Annotated in this window: 16 protein-coding genes; 7 read left to right on the top strand and 9 right to left on the bottom strand. The window is 72.1% G+C overall.

From position 1 onward, the window contains the following. The first annotated feature begins 151 nt into the window (after nucleotides 1–151). The 6 genes from AB0K14_RS28460 to AB0K14_RS28435 all read left to right on the top strand — a co-directional run bounded on the left by AB0K14_RS28460 (nucleotide 152) and on the right by AB0K14_RS28435 (nucleotide 6,493). Complete coding sequence (locus tag AB0K14_RS28460) at nucleotides 152–1,309, top strand: M6 family metalloprotease domain-containing protein (protein WP_360465437.1); 1,158 nt, start codon at nucleotides 152–154, stop codon at nucleotides 1,307–1,309. A gap of 149 nt (nucleotides 1,310–1,458) precedes the next feature. Beyond that, on the top strand, nucleotides 1,459–2,676 hold the full coding sequence (locus AB0K14_RS28455; protein ID WP_360465440.1) for a cytochrome P450: 1,218 nt from the start codon (nucleotides 1,459–1,461) through the stop codon (nucleotides 2,674–2,676). A gap of 241 nt (nucleotides 2,677–2,917) precedes the next feature. Further along, complete coding sequence (locus AB0K14_RS28450; protein WP_360465443.1) at nucleotides 2,918–3,964, top strand: ATP-binding protein; 1,047 nt, start codon at nucleotides 2,918–2,920, stop codon at nucleotides 3,962–3,964. Next, entirely contained in the window at nucleotides 3,957–5,060 is a 1,104-nt protein-coding gene (locus AB0K14_RS28445) for a hypothetical protein (protein WP_360465445.1), read from the top strand. The genes AB0K14_RS28450 and AB0K14_RS28445 overlap by 8 nt, the downstream gene beginning before the upstream one ends. Further along, nucleotides 5,039–5,695: a response regulator transcription factor gene (locus tag AB0K14_RS28440; protein WP_360465448.1), complete on the top strand. Its 657-nt coding sequence runs from the start codon at nucleotides 5,039–5,041 to the stop codon at nucleotides 5,693–5,695. Before AB0K14_RS28445 ends, AB0K14_RS28440 begins: the two co-directional genes overlap by 22 nt. A 147-nt stretch (nucleotides 5,696–5,842) precedes the next feature. After that, nucleotides 5,843–6,493: a hypothetical protein gene (locus AB0K14_RS28435; protein ID WP_360465451.1), complete on the top strand. Its 651-nt coding sequence runs from the start codon at nucleotides 5,843–5,845 to the stop codon at nucleotides 6,491–6,493. A 117-nt stretch (nucleotides 6,494–6,610) separates the two neighbouring features. Here the strand turns inward: AB0K14_RS28435 and AB0K14_RS28430 are convergent, their stop codons facing one another. Continuing rightward, nucleotides 6,611–6,901, bottom strand: coding sequence for a hypothetical protein (locus tag AB0K14_RS28430; RefSeq protein WP_360465454.1), 291 nt, complete (start codon nucleotides 6,899–6,901; stop codon nucleotides 6,611–6,613). A gap of 137 nt (nucleotides 6,902–7,038) precedes the next feature. Between AB0K14_RS28430 and AB0K14_RS28425 the strand changes: the two genes are divergently transcribed. Next, nucleotides 7,039–8,307, top strand: a complete 1,269-nt coding sequence (locus tag AB0K14_RS28425) for a lysyl oxidase family protein (protein WP_360465457.1) — start codon at nucleotides 7,039–7,041, stop codon at nucleotides 8,305–8,307. 99 nt (nucleotides 8,308–8,406) lie between these two features. On the opposite strand, the gene AB0K14_RS28420 is transcribed toward AB0K14_RS28425, so the two are convergent. The 8 genes from AB0K14_RS28420 to AB0K14_RS28385 are packed head-to-tail and all read right to left on the bottom strand — an operon-like array spanning nucleotide 8,407 to nucleotide 15,880. Further along, a complete protein-coding gene (locus AB0K14_RS28420) occupies nucleotides 8,407–9,357 on the bottom strand; it encodes a PDR/VanB family oxidoreductase (RefSeq protein WP_360465460.1) in 951 nt (316 codons plus the stop codon). 12 nt (nucleotides 9,358–9,369) lie between these two features. Next, nucleotides 9,370–9,594, bottom strand: coding sequence for a hypothetical protein (locus AB0K14_RS28415; RefSeq protein WP_360465463.1), 225 nt, complete (start codon nucleotides 9,592–9,594; stop codon nucleotides 9,370–9,372). Next, nucleotides 9,591–10,643: an aromatic ring-hydroxylating dioxygenase subunit alpha gene (locus AB0K14_RS28410; RefSeq protein ID WP_360465466.1), complete on the bottom strand. Its 1,053-nt coding sequence runs from the start codon at nucleotides 10,641–10,643 to the stop codon at nucleotides 9,591–9,593. The genes AB0K14_RS28415 and AB0K14_RS28410 overlap by 4 nt, the downstream gene beginning before the upstream one ends. After that, nucleotides 10,640–11,992 carry an MFS transporter gene (locus AB0K14_RS28405; RefSeq protein ID WP_360465469.1) on the bottom strand — a complete coding sequence of 451 codons (1,353 nt, stop codon included), beginning with the start codon at nucleotides 11,990–11,992 and terminating at the stop codon, nucleotides 10,640–10,642. Before AB0K14_RS28405 ends, AB0K14_RS28410 begins: the two co-directional genes overlap by 4 nt. A 50-nt stretch (nucleotides 11,993–12,042) precedes the next feature. Next, nucleotides 12,043–12,501: a MaoC family dehydratase gene (locus tag AB0K14_RS28400; protein WP_360465472.1), complete on the bottom strand. Its 459-nt coding sequence runs from the start codon at nucleotides 12,499–12,501 to the stop codon at nucleotides 12,043–12,045. Between the two features lie 32 nt (nucleotides 12,502–12,533). Then, entirely contained in the window at nucleotides 12,534–14,060 is a 1,527-nt protein-coding gene (locus AB0K14_RS28395; protein WP_360465475.1) for a long-chain fatty acid--CoA ligase, read from the bottom strand. Between the two features lie 10 nt (nucleotides 14,061–14,070). Then, nucleotides 14,071–14,955, bottom strand: coding sequence for an amidohydrolase family protein (locus AB0K14_RS28390; protein ID WP_360465478.1), 885 nt, complete (start codon nucleotides 14,953–14,955; stop codon nucleotides 14,071–14,073). Between the two features lie 13 nt (nucleotides 14,956–14,968). Next, on the bottom strand, nucleotides 14,969–15,880 hold the full coding sequence (locus AB0K14_RS28385; RefSeq protein WP_360465481.1) for an SDR family NAD(P)-dependent oxidoreductase: 912 nt from the start codon (nucleotides 15,878–15,880) through the stop codon (nucleotides 14,969–14,971). Nucleotides 15,881–16,150 lie beyond the last annotated feature (270 nt).

Here is a 16,150-nt window from a genome sequence, read left to right as displayed (position 1 = left end):
CTCGCACCGACGGCTACGGCCGCGGCGCTGTCGTCACCAAAGCGGCTCGTCCGGGCCACGACCCGGGTGAAGCCCGTTCCCGGGGACTCCACCGGGGACCGGGGCCGAACTAGCGTTGCACGCATCCGATCGCCGAGTGCGGGAGATCCCCATGGCACGCCATCGATTCCTCCTCACCGCCGCGGTCGTGATCGCCGCGACGGTGCTGCCCACCGGAACGGCACACGCCGACGTGCCCGCGGGCGCGTGCGCGCTGCCACCGACCGGCGCACACCTGACCGAAGGCGTGCCCACCCCGGCGGGGCACGCACCGTCGCACGGCACGCTGCGCGCCACGATGGTGTTCGTCGACTTCCCCGACGCGCCGGCCACCGACTCGACCACCGGCCTGCGCGACCAGCTGCTGCCCGGTGGCCCGAACTGGTTCGCCACCAGTTCCTACGGCAACCTGACGCCGGCGGTCGACGCCGTCACCGCCCGGTTCTACCGGATGCCGCGACCGTCCGCCGACTACGGCTACCGACGCGGCCTCACCTCGGAGGCACACGCCCGCTACCTCAACGACGCGTTGCGCGCGGTCGGCCGGACGGTGTCGTTCAGCGGCACGCACCTGCTCTACGTCGTGCCCACCGGTGCCGCGAGCGAGATCTCCTTCGCCTCCGCCTACATGGGTCAGCTCACCGCGCCCGACGGCACGGTGATCACCCGGTCGGTCACGTTCGGCCACGACACGCCGTCCTGGGGCAGCAAGGTCCTCAACCACGAGACCGGGCACGCGATCGGTCTGCCGGACCTGTACGCCTACGGCGCCGACCAGCACCGGTTCGTCGGCGGCTGGGACCTGATGGGCCTGATCACCGGACCGAACCCGGACCTGTTCGCCTGGCACAAGTGGAAGCTCAACTGGCTGCGCTACGACCAGATCGGCTGCGTGAGCGCGGCCGGCCGCTACGTCGACACGCTCGTCCCGGTCTCGGCGCTCGGCGGACGCAAGGGCGTGGTGGTCCGGACCAGCGCGACCACCGTGCTGGTGGCCGAGGCGCGAGCGCGGACCGGTCTGGACTCCGCCGCCTGCGCCACCGGTGTCCTGGTCTACTCCGTCAACACCGCCGCCGCGAGCGGCAACGGCCCCGTGCTGGTCAAGGACGCGCGGCCGGGCTCGGGAGGGTGCGGCGGTCACGAGCTGAACGACGCGCCGTTCGACGTGGGTGGCCGCTTCCACGACGCGGCGAGCAACACCACGATCGACGTGGTCGGCCGGTCCGGCGACGACTACCGGATCATCATCGCGTTCGGCGTGGCCCCGTAGCGCCCGCAGCCGCGGAGGGACCTGTCGGCAGGGAATCCGACCGACAGGTCGGCGGGACCGCGCAGGTCGGCCTTGCTGTCACCCGGTGCGCCCGGCGATACTCGTGTGCGTCCGCCGGCGGGCGTGTGCCACGGCGAAAGGCGCATCCGATGAAGACCGGCCTGCCCCCGTTCCCCGCCGCCGACGAGAAACCGCTCGACACCTGCCTCCGACTCCGCCGGATCGCGCCCGTGGTCGAGGTCGAGTTCCCCGGTGGTGTGCCCGCCTACCTCGCGTTGACGTCCAGGGCGGTGCGAGAGGTCCTCGCCGGCGACAACAGGACGTTCGCCCGGGACCCCGGCCACTGGCCCGCGCTGCACGACGGGTCGATCCCGCCGGACTGGCCGCTGCGCGGCATCGTCGAGGGCGACCACCTGTCGACGAAGGACGGCGCGGACCACCGGCGGTTGCGCGGTCTGGTCGGCAAGGGGTTCACGCCGGGACGCGTGCAGGACCTGGGGCCGCGGATCCAGGAGCTCGTCGACCGGTTGCTGGACGACGTGGTGGCCGCGGGCGACGGGGTCGACCTGGTGCCCGCGTTCACCGAGGCGCTGCCGATGGCGGTGATCTGCGAGCTGTTCGGCGTGCCGGAGCCGGAGCGGGCCCGGTTGCGGAACTGGACGTCGACGCTGTTGGCGCACACCACCACACCCGAGGAGGCCTTCGCGACGCAGCACGGCCTCATGGCGTACCTGCGCGAACTGGTGGAGCGCAAGCACCGCGAGCCCGGTGACGACCTGACCTCCGGCCTGGTCCAGGCCCGCGACGAGGGTGACCAGCTCACCACCGACGAGCTGGTCGGTGTCCTGTGGTTGATGCTGGTCGCCGGTCACGAGACCACGGTTCACCTGATCGGGAACGCCGTCGTGGCGCTGTCCCGCCACCCCGATCAGCTGGAGCTCGCGCAGGCCCAGGACCTGTGGGCGGACGTGGTCGAGGAAACCGTGCGGTACCGCCACTCGGTGATGATGACCAGTTTCCGGTTCGCGCTCCAGGACGTCAGCGTCGCCGGCGTGCCGATACCCAAGGGCAGCGCGGTCGGCGTGGCCTACCAGGCCGCCGGTGTCGACCCCGCCGAGCACGGCGAGACCGCGGACCGGTTCGACATCACCCGTGAGCAGACCGGGCACCTCGGGTTCGGACATGGCCCGCGGTACTGCATCGGCGCTCCCCTGGCCCGGCTGGAGAGCCGGCTCGCACTCGCCTCGCTGTACCGGCGGTTACCGGACCTCTCCCTCGCGATCGACCCGGACGACATCCCGTACTCGCCGTCGTTCTTCACGATCGGACCGATGTCGATACCGGTCGACCTCGGCCTGACACCCTGACCCGGGCACCTGGCGTTCCACGCGGTTTCCACCGTCGCGAGCAGGCTGCCGCGCGGTCCGACGGGACCAGGGGTGGTTTGTTAAGGTCTTCGGGTGTTGTCGGAGCGCTCGCCGTCCTGTGACCGGGCCGCGGCGACCGCGGTCCCGCGCCAGGGCCCGGAGGACCGCGATGTCGCCGCCTTCCCCGCGAGGTAGCGTCGAGGCCGAGTTCCTGACCGACGCCCGCAGGGTGGTTCGACCCGTGCGAGGCATCGGACTGCTGCTCATCAGCGTTTTCGGGGTCCTGACCGTGCCCGCCGAGGCCCTTCCGCTGGGGCTCGCGCTGCTCGGGCTGGTGGTCGTCGGCGCCGTGGTGGACTGCTGGTCCGGGCTCTCCGGGCGGGCGGCCCCGTTGGCGCTCGGGTTCGCCGTGGCGCGTGTGGTGGCGGTCTGCGCGGCTCAGGAGTGGACCGGCGGACACCCGAACCTGTGGGCCCTCAACGTCCTGACCACCACGGCGATCACGTTGCAGTGGGAGTGGTCGCCGAAGGTCGCGGTACCCATCACCGCCGGGTTGCTCGCGGTCGACCTCGCCGTGATCGGTTTCGGCGAAGGTGGGGCGGTCGTGCCCCGGCTGCTGATCGAGTGCGTGCTGTCGCGCCTGGCGTTCGTGCTGCTGTGGCGGTCGAGCAGGCGGGTGGACGTGTTGCGGGCGCGCCGGGCGGACCTGGAACGGGCGGAGGCCCTCGCGCTGGAGCGCCACCGGAGGGAACGCGAGTACCTGGCGCTGCTGCACGACACGGCCTCGGCGACGTTCCTCCTGGTGGCCGTGCACGGGCGCGACGTCGATCCGACGCAGGCGGCCGGGTACGCCCGGCACGACCTGGCCGCGCTCACGGGTTCGGCGGGCGGGCCGACCGCACAGGACAGCCCGGTCGACCTGAACGCCTCGTTGCGCGCCGTCGTGGAGCGCGGCCCGCTGACCGTCGAGGCCCGGTGGTGGGACGCACCGCTGGTACCCGCGTCGGTGGCGCTCGCGCTGGTGCGGGCGTTGCGGGAGGTGCTGGCCAACGTCGAGCGGCACGCGGGCGTGGACACGGCGACGCTGGACGTCCGGGGCGACGGCGACGGCGTCGTCGTGGAGGTGAGCGACACCGGCGCGGGGTTCCGCCCCGAGGAGGTGCCGCACTACCGCCGCGGGCTCCGGGGCTCGGTCGTCGAACGCATGACCGGGGTCGGTGGCAGCGCCGCGATCACCTCGCGCCCCGGTGCGGGGACCTCGGTGCGGCTGGTGTGGCCGGGTGGCTGAAACCCTCGCCGCGGCGACCGCGGCCGACAACGTGCACGCCACCATGCGGCTCGCGCTGCTCGGCGTCGCCGGGGCAGTGCCCGCGCTGAGCGTGGCGCCGCTGGTCGCGCTCGAGTACCGATCGGGGTGGGTCGCCGTCGCCGCTTTCACCGCGCTGGTGCTCGTCCCCGTCACCTGCGGTGCGTGGGTGGTGCGCCGGAGACCCCTGCCGACCGCCGTCGTGGTCGTCGGCACCGTCATGGTGCTGACCGCCGCACTGGGCGTGGTCGCCGTTCTGCCGGCGGACGCGCACTTCCGCGCACCGCACTGGTCGTTCGGCCTGGTGGGGTGGAACCTGTTGCTGCTGCTCCTCGACCGGGTCGCCGTGCTGCTCGCGGCGGTGGCCGTGCACGTGGCGGCGAGCGTCGCCCACTTCCTGCTGACCGGCGCGCCGGAGCACGCCGAGGTGGGCGTCGCCGGGGTGGTCGTGCTCAGCACCACCAGCATTCAGCTGGCCGTCGTGGTGATCACCCGACTGCTGCGCCGCAGCGCTCGCCAGGCGACCGGGATGGCCGCCGAGCGGGATCGGATGGCGACCCGGGTGGCGCTGGCCGAGCAGTGGGAGCAGGAGCAGCGGATCGGCTTCGCCGGGCAGTTGGGCGTGACGCTGCCGTTGTTGGCGGACCTGGCCGACGGTGTGCTGGACCCCCGCGACGACGACACCCGGCGGCGGTGCGCCCTCGCCGCGACCCAGCTGCGCCGGTTGTTCGCCGAGAACGACGACGTCCCCGACCCGCTGGTGCACGAGGTCACCGCGTGCGTCGACGTGGCCGAGCGGAGGGGCGTCGAGGTGTCGCTGGCGGTCAGCGGCACGGCCGTGCCGGTGCCCGCCGACGTGCGCCGTGAGCTCACCGGCCCGGTCGTGGCCGCGTTGTCGGCGGCGCGGGTGCGCGCACGGGTGAGCGTGCTGCGCACCGACGAGGAGGTGCGGGTCGCCGTGGTCGCGGACGCCGGTGTCGAAGTGGCGGTCACCCCTTCTTCCCGGGTCGAGGTGGACTGCGGGACCTATGGTGAACACGTGCGGATGGAGGCCAGGTGGAGGCGGACGAGCGCTTGAGCGCGGTGGTCGTGGACGACCACCCGGCGGTGCGGGCCGGGGTCGCCCACTGGCTGTCGTCCGGCACGCCGCCGATCCGGGTGGCCGCCGCGGGCGATGACGTGCGCGTCGCGTGGCTCGGTGAGGGCGCGGACGCCGACGTGGTCATCCTCGACCTGCACCTGGGTGGCCCGGCCCCGGCGCTGGGTGACCTGCGGAGGCTGGCCCAGGCGGGCAGGCGGGTCGTGGTCTACTCGATGCGGGCCGACGACGACATCGCGCTGCAATGCCTGGAGCTGGGTGCGTTGAGCTACCTGACCAAGGCCGAAGGCGCCGACCACCTCCTGCAGGCCACGAGGGCGGCCGCGGCGGGCCGGGCGTACACCCCGCCGTCCCTGGCGGGCGCGCTCGCCGGCGACCGCTCCGACCAGCGGCCGGTGCTGTCGGCGCGGGAGACCGAGGTGCTGGTCGAGTGGTTCCAGTCGGAGTCCAAGGACTTCGTCGCCCAGCGGCTGGGGATCTCGCTGAACACGGTGAACTCCCACCTGGAGCGGATCCGGATCAAGTACGCGCTCAGCGGCCGCGAGGCGCCGACCAAGGCTGCCCTGGTGGCGCGCGCGATCCAGGACGGCCTGGTCCTCCTCGACGACCTGTGACTTGTGGTGTGAACGGACCACAGTGCGCCGGCCCGATCGCGGATACGGTCCGGCCATGCGGTCGGGGGCGACGACGTGCGAGCCCGTGCCGCACCGAGTCCTTCACCGAACCCGCCATCTCCCAGGCGGCAGCGAGGAGATCCGTTCATGCCCGTCAGTCGCACTTTGATCACTGCCGTGAGCGCGGCGGCCCTCCTGTCGTCGGCCTGTGGGAGCAGCACCGGGGGTAGCGCGGCACCGGCCCCGGTCGAGTCCTCCACCGAGGCCTCGACCGGGACGTCGACCACGTCGGCCAAGTCGAGCTCCGCGCCGTCGAGCTCGGCCAAGCCCAAGGCGGCCTCGGGTGACGTCACCCCGCCGAACGCCGAGCTCAAGGTCGGTGATCGCGCGGTGGTGCCGTTCGAGTACGGCACCGACCAGAAGGGCACGATCGCGATCGTGGTCACCGCGATCGAGCAGGGCTCCAACGCCGACCTGGCCGCCTTCGGGGACAAGGCCAAGGGCATCACGCCCTACTACATCAGGGTCTCGGTGGAGAACGTCGACGGCACCGACCTGTCCTACAGCTCGGTGCGCTTGCGGGCGGTCGGCGCGGACGGCCGGTCCACCGGCGTGATCATCACCGGCGAGACCCCCCAGTGCCAGTCGGAGACCGCGAAGAAGGACTTCACCACCGCGGGGGCGAAGTACGAGACCTGCGTCCTGCAGGGGGCCCGTGAGGGCGACGGAGCCGTCACGGGCGCGGAGTACAGCGAGGGCGACGACTACCTGAAGTCACCGATCACCTGGAAGCGGTGACCACCAGGTCCGGCGTCACCGGACGGGCTTCGCCTGCTTGGTGAGCGCGGAGCACGGTGGTCGAGGCGCTCGGCGGGTCGGCCGGGCACCCGCACGAGCCGGCTCGGGTCCCGTCGGTCAGGGGCACCGCAGCGCCGCCAGCACCAGGTTCGGGTCGGTGGCGGTGGTGTAGGCGGCGCTCAGCACGTACGCGACGTCGCCGCGCACAGCCACCGAGGTCGGGTTCTGCAGGCCGTCGGCGGAGCCGAGCAACGTCGTGGCGGTGCCGTCGGGGGTGACGCGGACCAGTTCACTCCGCTGGACCGACCGGGGAACCGCCGCCACCGCGGCCGGGCCCCGCACCCGCGAACTGCGCCGGCTCGACGGCGAGGTCGAGGCGGTGCGCTCCGGCGACACCATCACCATCACCGAGGAGCCCGTCCTCCTCGCCACGACCCCGGTGCCGCGCCGCTGACCGGATGAACGGCCCGGTCCCCTGTCGGCGGCGCACCCGATCGGGGTGCGAGGGCTGACAACCGCCGCTCCGCGGCGGGAGGCTGGTCGGTATGAGGGGTGCAGCCGTGGTCGTGCCGGTGTTGGTGGCGCTGCTGACCGCCGCGGTTCCCGCGGCCGCGCGCGGTCCGGGCGTGGTGGTCGACTCGGACCGGTCGGAGTCGTGGCGCGGCTCGGTGGTCCGGGACGACCCGCGGGTGCGCGACGTGCCCGAGTGCCGGCCGGTGGGGTGCGACCGGGCCGACGTCGCGGTGCGGCTGCCCGCGCGGCTGCGGGACCGGCCCGGCGGGGTCGAGCTGGCGATCCACACGGTCGGCGCCACGCCCGACGACAGCCTGGGCTTCGCCGTCTACCGGGGTGGTCGCCGGGTCGCCCTCGCCGACGCGCAGATCGGCCCGTCGCGCTCGGTGTGGCTGCCCAAGACCACCGCCCGCTACACCGTCTACGTCTTCCAGAACCCGTTCGTGCCCGAGTTGGCGTCGCGCTCGGTCCGGTACGAGGGGCTGGTGGAGAACGAGGACTCCCGCGTCGAACCCGCGCCGCGCGACCTGCTGCCCGACCTGGAGGCGTTGCCGCAGCGCTTCGCGACGTTCGACACGCCGCCGCCGTTCTTCGGCGACGCGGCCGAGCCGGGCTCGTCGTGCTTCCGCAGCGAGGTCGAGGAGCGGGACGCGCGGCTGTGCCTGCGGTTCGGTCAGGCCATGGCCAACACCGGCGACGGCCCGGTGGACGTCCGCTACAGCACGCCCGCCGGGCAACGGCCGCACGAGGTGCCCGGCGCCCAGCGCGTCCACCGCTCCGACGGGACGTTCACCGACGTCGCGTCCGTGGGCGCCATGCACTACCACCCCATCCACTCCCACTACCACTTCGAGGACTTCTCCGTCTCCGAGCTGTGGGCGGTGGACGCCGCCGGGCGGCCGACCGGAACCGCCCCCGCCGCCACCGGGAAGAAGAACGGCTTCTGCATGGCCGACACCGAACTGGCGTGGTGGGACCGGAAGGGCAACTCGCCGCAGACCTACCCGGCGCCGCGCTGCCTCGACCCCGAACCGGACTCGCCGCCCGGAGTGGACGCGTTCAAGAACGGGATCGCCCGCGGCTGGGCGGACGGGTACTGGTGGGCGCTGCCCGACCAGATGATCGAGGTCAGCGGCCTGGCGGACGGCACGTACGCGCTCGTCACCCGCGTCGACCCCGGGAACAGGCTGCGCGAGCTCGACGAGGGTGACAACTGCGTGCGCGTCCCCGTCACGCTGACCGGGCTGACCACCGGCACGCCGACGGCGGCGTTGGGGAGCCCGGCCGTGCCCTGCGGCTGAACCCGTCCGTGCGGAGGAGCGGCTGGAGCCGTTCGCGAGCCGTTCGCGACCGCGGGATTCGTGATCGACGGGTCCGGCTCGCAGGTCACAGGTCGCGGTTCACAGGTCGAGGACCAGCCGCGGGCCGCGGGATCGCGACACGCAGATCATCATCACGTCGCAGGCGGCCCGCTCCTCGGCGTTGAGCACCGCGTCCCGGTGATCGGGAACCCCCTCCAGCACACCTGTCTCGCACGTGCCGCAAGTCCCCTGCTGGCACGAGGACAGCACCGGGATCCCGGCTTCCTCCACCGCGTGCAGGATCGACTTGTCCTCCGGCACGACCAGCGTCCGGCCCGTCCGCGCCAACTCGACCTCGAACGACGTGCGCTCGCCGTCGACGGCCTTGGGCGTGAAGCGCTCGACGTGCAGGCGAGCGGGGGCGGGAGCGCGCTGCTCGACGGCGGCGAGCAGCGGCTCCGGCCCGCAGCAGTAGACCTCCGCGTCCGCCACCAGGAACGAGTCCAGGTCCAGCAGCCCGGTCTCGTCCTGCGGCCGCACGACCACCCGGTCGCCGTACCGGTCGCGCAGTTCCCCGGCGAAAGCCATGGACGACCGCGTCCGGCCCCCGTACAGCAACCGCCACGACGCGCCACGAGCCGCGACGGCCCTGATCATGGGCACGATCGGCGTGATGCCGATGCCGCCCGCGATGAACAGGTAGCGGTCCGCCGTCACCAGCGGGAACTGGTTGCGGGGCCCTCGAACGCGCACCGTGCGACCCTCGGTGAGCGTCGAGTGCACGTGCCGCGAACCTCCACGGCCGGCGGGCTCGTGCAGCACCGCCACCTGGAGCACCGAGCGGTCCGCCGGGTCGCCGCACAGCGAGTACTGGCGGACGAGGTCCGGCCCGAGCACGAGGTCCACGTGGGCGCCGGGCTCCCAGGCGGGCAGCGGTTCGCCGTGCGGGTGGCGCAGGGTCAGCCGCACGACGCCGTCCGCGATGACCTCCTTGCACTCCAGCAGCACGCCGAACTCCACCTGTGCCGGTGACTCGGTGGACGCGGTCATCGGGGCTCCTGTTCAGGGGTGGGCGCCGACCGGCTGCCGGTCGGCTGTCGGCGTGGGCACGGCCGCGGGCGGCTCGTGCCCCTCCGGGTGGGCCAGCAGCCAGTCCCACAGCTGCACCGGGTCCTCCGAGTCGTGCTCGGCGCCGCAGTGGCACACGCCCACCAGCAGGTCGGTGCCCGGCTTCCAGTGGATGCGGTAGACCTTGTCGCCGCGCAACATCGAGACCCGGTCACTCATGTCGCCGCCGCCTTCGCGGGATCGTCGGCCTCGGCCACCATGCGCTTGAGGATGCGGCGCGCCGCCAACCCGCCGGTGTCGATGTTGATCGACAGTTCCTGGTAGTCCGGCGGCTCCGCCTGGATCACGCGCTCCAGGATGTCCAGCGCGGTGACGTCCTGGAGCACCACCGTGCGGTTGCTCTCCCTCAGGAAGTCCGACACCTCCCGGTCGTCCAGCGCGAAGTCCCTCGCCACGGCCCAGAAGTCGTGCGTGCTGTGCTCGGTCTCGGGCGTGATGGCGTAGACGACCTCGACGTGGAAGCCGTGCGGGTCCGAGCCGTCGGCCTCGGGCAGCACGCCGACCGGCGCGACCCGGCTGTGCAGCAGGTACAGGCACGGCGGGTGGTACTCGATGTCCTGCCAGCGCGTGATCCGGCCCTCGATCCCGGTGGACTTGGCGTAGAACGGCGGGCACGCGGCGTCGGCCATGTGCCGGCTGACGTAGATGACTCCGTTGTCCTCGTCCACCTCGGTGGTGATCGGCGTGTTCGCCACCTCGGGCGTGCCGATGTACCCGCCGTGCAGGTAGGTCTCGTGCGACAGGTCCATCAGGTTGTCCACCAGCAGCTCGTACCGGGCGGCCAGCGGCTCCATCCCGCACACCGTGGTGTAGGCGGGGTCGGCGAGCCAGGGCGCCCGCGGGATCAGCGCCCGGTCGGCCCGGTCGCGCTCGCCGATCCACACCCAGACGAACGAGTCCTGCTCCACCACCGGGTAGGACGGCACGCGCGCGGTGCGCGGTATCCGCGCCTGCCCCGGCACGAACACGCAGCTGCCGGCCTTGTCGTAGGTGAAGCCGTGGTAGCCGCAGACGATCGTGTCGCCTTCCAGCCTGCTCTCCGAGAGCGGGTAGCGCCGGTGCACGCACCGGTCGGCCAGCGCCACCACCTCGCCCTCCTCACTGCGGTAGAACACCAGCGGCTCGCCCAGGATCGTCCTGGCGAGCAGCTCGCGGCCGATCTCGCGGCCATAGGCCGCCACGTACCACTGGTTACGCGCGAACGTCATGATGTGGCAACCTCCTGCGGTGGCAAGGTCCGGGTCGTCGGGTCCACGAGTCCGGTCCGGTGGGTCTCCGGCACGAACGCGATCGCGACGAGGCTGATGAGGCAGATGGCGGCGAGGTACAGGGCGGTCGACACCGACGTGCCGGTCCTGGCGTACAGCGAGGTCGCGACCAACGGCGCCAGCCCACCGCCGAAGATCGCGCTGAGCTGGTACCCGAGCGACGCGCCGCTGTAGCGCACCCGCGTCGGGAACAGCTCGGCGGCGATGGCGGCCTGCGGGCCGTACATCGCGGACAGGAACGTCACCGCCACCACCAGGCCCACCAGCACCGCCGCCGGGCTGCGGGTGTCGAGCAGCATGAACAGCGGCAACGACCAGAGCGCGGACAGGGCCGCGCCGGCCAGGAAGACCTTGCGCCGGCCGAGCCGGTCGGACAACGCGGACAGCGCCGGCGTCGCCACCAACTGCACCACGCTCGCGAGCAGCACGAGCAGCAGCACCGTGCTCCGCGGCATCTGCAGCGGACCGGTGGTGTAGGACAGGACGTAGACCAGGGTGATGTAGCCGATGGTGTTCGCGGCCATGAACGCCAGACCGGCCAGCACGACGCGCCGCCAGTGGTCGCGCAGGAGTTCCACCACGGGCATCCGGGAGTCCGTCCGCGCCTTTTTGGCCGCCAGGAACAGCGGCGACTCCTCCAGTCGCAGCCGGATGTACAGGCCGACCGCGATCAGGACCGCGCTGAGCAGGAACGGCACCCGCCAGCCCCACGAGGCGAACTGCTCGCGGCTGAGCGCCGAGCTCATCGTGAGGAACACCAGGTTCGACAGGATGATCCCGGCGGGCACGCCCATCTGCGGGAAGCTGCCGTAGAAGCCCCGGCGGGACTCCGGCGCGTGCTCCACCGCGACGAGGACGGCGCCGCCCCACTCGCCACCCACCCCGAGGCCCTGCATGAACCTCAGCGCCACCAGCAGGATCGGCGCCCACACCCCGATCTGGGCGTAGGTCGGCAGCAGCCCGATGAGCACCGTCGCCACACCCATGACCAGCAGGGACGTGACCAACATCGACTTGCGGCCGACCCGGTCGCCGTAGTGCCCCATGACGACGCTGCCCAGCGGCCGGGCCAGGAAGCCGACCGCGAAGGTGGACAACGAGGCCAGCGAAGCGGCGAGGGGCGACAGCGACGGGAAGAACTGCGTGCCGAAGACCAGCGCGGCGGCGTTGGCGTAGATGAAGAAGTCGTACCACTCGATCGCCGTGCCGATGAAGCTCGTGCCCGCGATCCGGCCGATGGATCGCGTTGCGCCGGAGTCCTGCCCGGAACGGGCGGGCGTCACTGCCATGGGTGCCTCCGCTGCGAGGGCGGGTGTGCTGCCGGTCCGCGGCGCGGACCTCAGGTGTAGTGGCGGAGCACCGCTTGTGCGACGCACGCGGGCTTGTCGCCGCCGTCGATCTCGACGGTGAAGTCGATCAGCATCTCCACGCCGTCGCCCTTGACGTCGGTGACACCGCCGACGGCACCGTGCAGCCGGATCTTCGCGCCGACCCGCACCGGTGACGGGAAGCGGACCTTGTTGAGCCCGTAGTTGACGCTCATGGACACGCCGTTGATCTTCAGCAGTGCGGTGAACAGCGGGATGATCAGCGACAGCGTGAGGTAGCCGTGCGCGATCGTGCCCCCGAACGGACCGTCGGCCGCCTTGTCGACGTCCACGTGGATCCACTGGTGGTCGTCGGTGGCCTCGGCGAACAGGTTCACCCGGTCCTGCGTGACCTCCAGCCACCCGGTGTGGCCGAGGTCGGCGCCGGCGAGTGCTTTCAGGCCGTCGATGCCCTCTGCGGTGATCTCCATGCGGTGTGTCTCCTGTGGACCGTGCGGACGGGTCAGCCCGTGCCGTAACGGGCGCGGACGAGTTTCTTCAGCAGCTTCCCGGTGGCGCTCTGCGGCAGCTCGTCGACGAACACCACGGACTTCGGGATCTTGTAGCCGGCCAGCCGACCGCGCAGGAACGCCAGCACGTCCTGCTCGCTGGCCGCTTCCGCACCGGGGTTGACGGTGACGACCGCCCGGCCGACCTCGCCCCACCGGTCGTCGGGGACGCCGATCACGGTGCACTCGGCGATCGCGGGGTGCTCGTGCAGGACGCTCTCGACCTCGGCGGGGTAGATGTTCTCCCCGCCCGAGATGATCACGTCCTTGATGCGGTCGACCACGGCGATGTAGCCGTCCTCGTCCGGCGTGGCGATGTCGCCGGAGTGGAACCACCCGTCGGGGCCGAAGGCGCCCGCCGTCTCCGCGGGGCGCTGCCAGTAGCCGCGCATCACGTTGGGCCCGCTGATCACGATCTCGCCCTTCTCGCCGGGCGCGACGTCGGTCATACCCGGTCCGACCACGCGCACGTCGGTGAAGAAGTGCGGCACTCCGGCGGTGCCCGCCTTGGCCTCGCTCATCTCCTTGGTCAGGTACAGGGCGCCGGGCGAGGTCTCGGTCATGCCGTAGCCCTGGCTGAAGGACAGGCCGCGCCGCTGGTAGGTGCGGATGGTCGACTCCGGCACCGGCGCGCCGCCGCAGTTGACCTGCCGCAGGCTGGACAGGTCCGTCTCCGGCCAACGCGGGCAGGCGGCGATCGCGTTGTACATGGTGGGCACGCCGAACATGTAGGTGACGCGGTGGGTTTCGACCTGTTCGAGCACCTCGGCGGCGTCGAAGGTGGGCATCAGGACGACCGTGCCGCCCTTGATGAGCGTGGGCAGGCAGGTCATGTTCAGCCCGGCGGTGTGGAACAGCGGTGCGACGACCAGCGTCACCTCGTCACTGGTCAGGTCGACGTCGACCAGCACGTTGACGGTGTTCCAGGTGATGTTGCCGTGGGTCAGCACGGCGCCCTTGGGCCGCCCGGTCGTGCCGGAGGTGTACATGATCAGGCAGAGGTCGTCGAGCGTGACCGGTTCGTCGATCGGATCCGCCTCGGACGACGCGATCACCTCCTCGTACGAGGACTCGCCCGCGGCGGGGTGGTCGAGCGCGATGATCCGCAACGGCCCCACGTCGCCCCGGACCGCCTGGACGAGGGCCGCTTGCCCCGGGGCGTACACCAGCACGCCACTGCCGGAGTCGGTCAGGACGTGCGCCACCTCCGCGGGTGCCAGCCTCGTGTTCAGCGGGACGAACACCGCGCCGACCGCGCCTGCGGCGAACAACGTCTCCAGGAACGCCGGGTGGTTCGGCCCCAGGTAGGCGACCCGGTCGCCCCGGCCCACACCGACCCGCCGCAGGCCGTGCGCCAGCCGGAGCACCCGCTCGTGCAGTTGCCGGTAGGTCGACGCGCGACCCCCGTGGATCACCGCCACCTTCTCCGGCGTCTTGCGGACCCTCCGCGCGGTCCACGAGCCGATGCCCTGGTTGCGCATGACGACCCCTTCAGTCCTTGACCAGGCCCAGCAGGCGGGCGGCGTTGTCCTTGAGGATCTTCGGGCGGACCTCGGGCTTGATGTCCAGCTCCGCGAAGTCGGCGAGCCAGCGGTCGGGGGTGATGACGGGGTAGTCGGAGCCGAACAGCACCTTGTCCTGCAACAAGGAGTTCGCGTAGCGGACGAGCTGCGGCGGGAAGTACTTCGGTGACCAGCCCGACAGGTCGATGTGGACGTGCGGCTTGTGCGTGGCCACCGCGAGCGCCTCGTCCTGCCACGGGAACGACGGGTGGGCCAGGATGATCCGCAGTTCCGGGAAGTCGACCGCGACGTCGTCGACGAGCATCGGGTTGGAGTACTTCAGCCGGATGCCGCCACCACCCGCCACGCCGGCGCCGATACCGGTCTGCCCGGTGTGGAACAGCGCGGGCACGCCGAGTTCCTCGATCACCTCGTAGAGCGGGTAGGCGAGGCGGTCGTCGGGCGCGAACCCCTGCAGGCTCGGGTGGAACTTGAAGCCGCGGACCCCGTGCTCCTCCACCAGTCGCCGCGCGGTCCGCGCGCCGGCCCGGCCGCGCCAGGGGTCGACGCTGGCGAACGGGATGAGCGTGTCGGCGTGCTCCGCGCACGCCTGTGCGACCTCTTCGTTGCCGATGGGCGGGTGCCCGGTGGCGTGCTCGGCGTCGACGGTGAACACCACGGCGGCCATCCGCCGTTCGCGGTAGTACGCCGCCATCTCCGGGATGGTGGGCTGACGGTGTCCGTGCGCCTTGAAGTACTTCTCCGACGCGGCGAGCAGGTCCTGCGGCAACGAGGGTCGACCGTCGGCGGAGACCTCGGCGTGGGTGTGGACGTCGATGGCCACCAGCTCGTGGACGTCCGGCGACGTGGTCATGGCGGGACCCCCCTCACGCGGTCGGTGCTTGGGGGGCGGGGATGCCGTAGGTCTCGGGTCGTCGTCCCACCGACGTGGCCCACGCCGCCGCGAGGGCGTCCGCGTCCCAACCGCCGTCGAGGTAGGCCGTGCTGACCTCCTCCGGGTGCGACCACAGCGAGACCTTGTCGCCGCCGATGCCGATCGCCTGGCCGGTGATCCCCCGCGCCGCGTCGGAGGCCAGGAAGACCAGCAGCCCGGCGGCGTCCTCCGGCGTGCCGAACCCCTCGCCCTTGCGCAGCCACGCCGGGAGGGGCTCACCCCGCAGCTCCGCCGCCTCGACGAAGGGCGCGAACGCCGGGATGGTCCTGGTCATCGCGGTGGCCGCGACCGGGATGACGGCGTTGACCGCGATGCCCGCCTTGGCGCACTCCATCGCCCAGGTGCGCACCATGCCGACGACGCCCGCCTTGGCCGCGGAGTAGTTGGTCTGGCCGAAGTTGCCGCGTTGTCCGGCCGGTGAGCCGACCACGACGACGCTGCCACCGCCACCCTGTTCGCGCATCCGCCGCACGGCGGCCCGGACGCAGGTGAACGTGCCGCGCAGGTGCACGTCGACGACCGTGTCGAAGTCGTCGTCGGTCATCTTCCACAGCACCCGGTCGCGCAGCACGCCCGCGTTGGTCACCAGCAGGTCCAGCCGGCCGAACTCCTCGACGGCACGTCCGACCAGGCGGTCGGCCACCTCGGTCGGACCCACCGCGCCGACCTCCGCGACCGCGGTGCCGCCCGCCGCCCCGATCGCGTCGACGGCCGCCTTCGCCGCCTGCTCGTCGGCGTCGTTGACCACCACCGAGGCGCCCGCGCCGGCCAGGGCGGTGGCGTAGGCGAGCCCGAGCCCCCGTCCGCCACCGGTGACCACCGCGACCTTGCCCGCCAGATCCATCGTGAGTCCTTCCCGCCGACCCGTGCTCGAACCGGCACCCGTTTGAAGTTAGGCTGATCCGTGTCGGTCGTCAAGAATCTGCCTAACGTCATGAGGTGAAGGAGGACCATGGACGGCACGGGCCGCGCTCACCCGGAGATCACGCGTGACGATCCGCCGGCTCAGGACGCGCAGGTCCGGCCGCAGTCGTTGATGTTGAGCTTCCTGGGCATCCACGTGCTCAACCGCGGCGTCGCGGTCTTCTCCGGCAGCGTGATCGACGTCTTCGCC

Origin of the sequence: Actinosynnema sp. NPDC050801, assembly GCF_040673975.1 — a bacterium.
GTDB lineage: Bacteria > Actinomycetota > Actinomycetes > Mycobacteriales > Pseudonocardiaceae > Actinosynnema.
The sequence above is the reverse complement of the archived record's forward strand: the minus strand, read 5'-3'. Positions and strand labels throughout refer to the sequence as shown.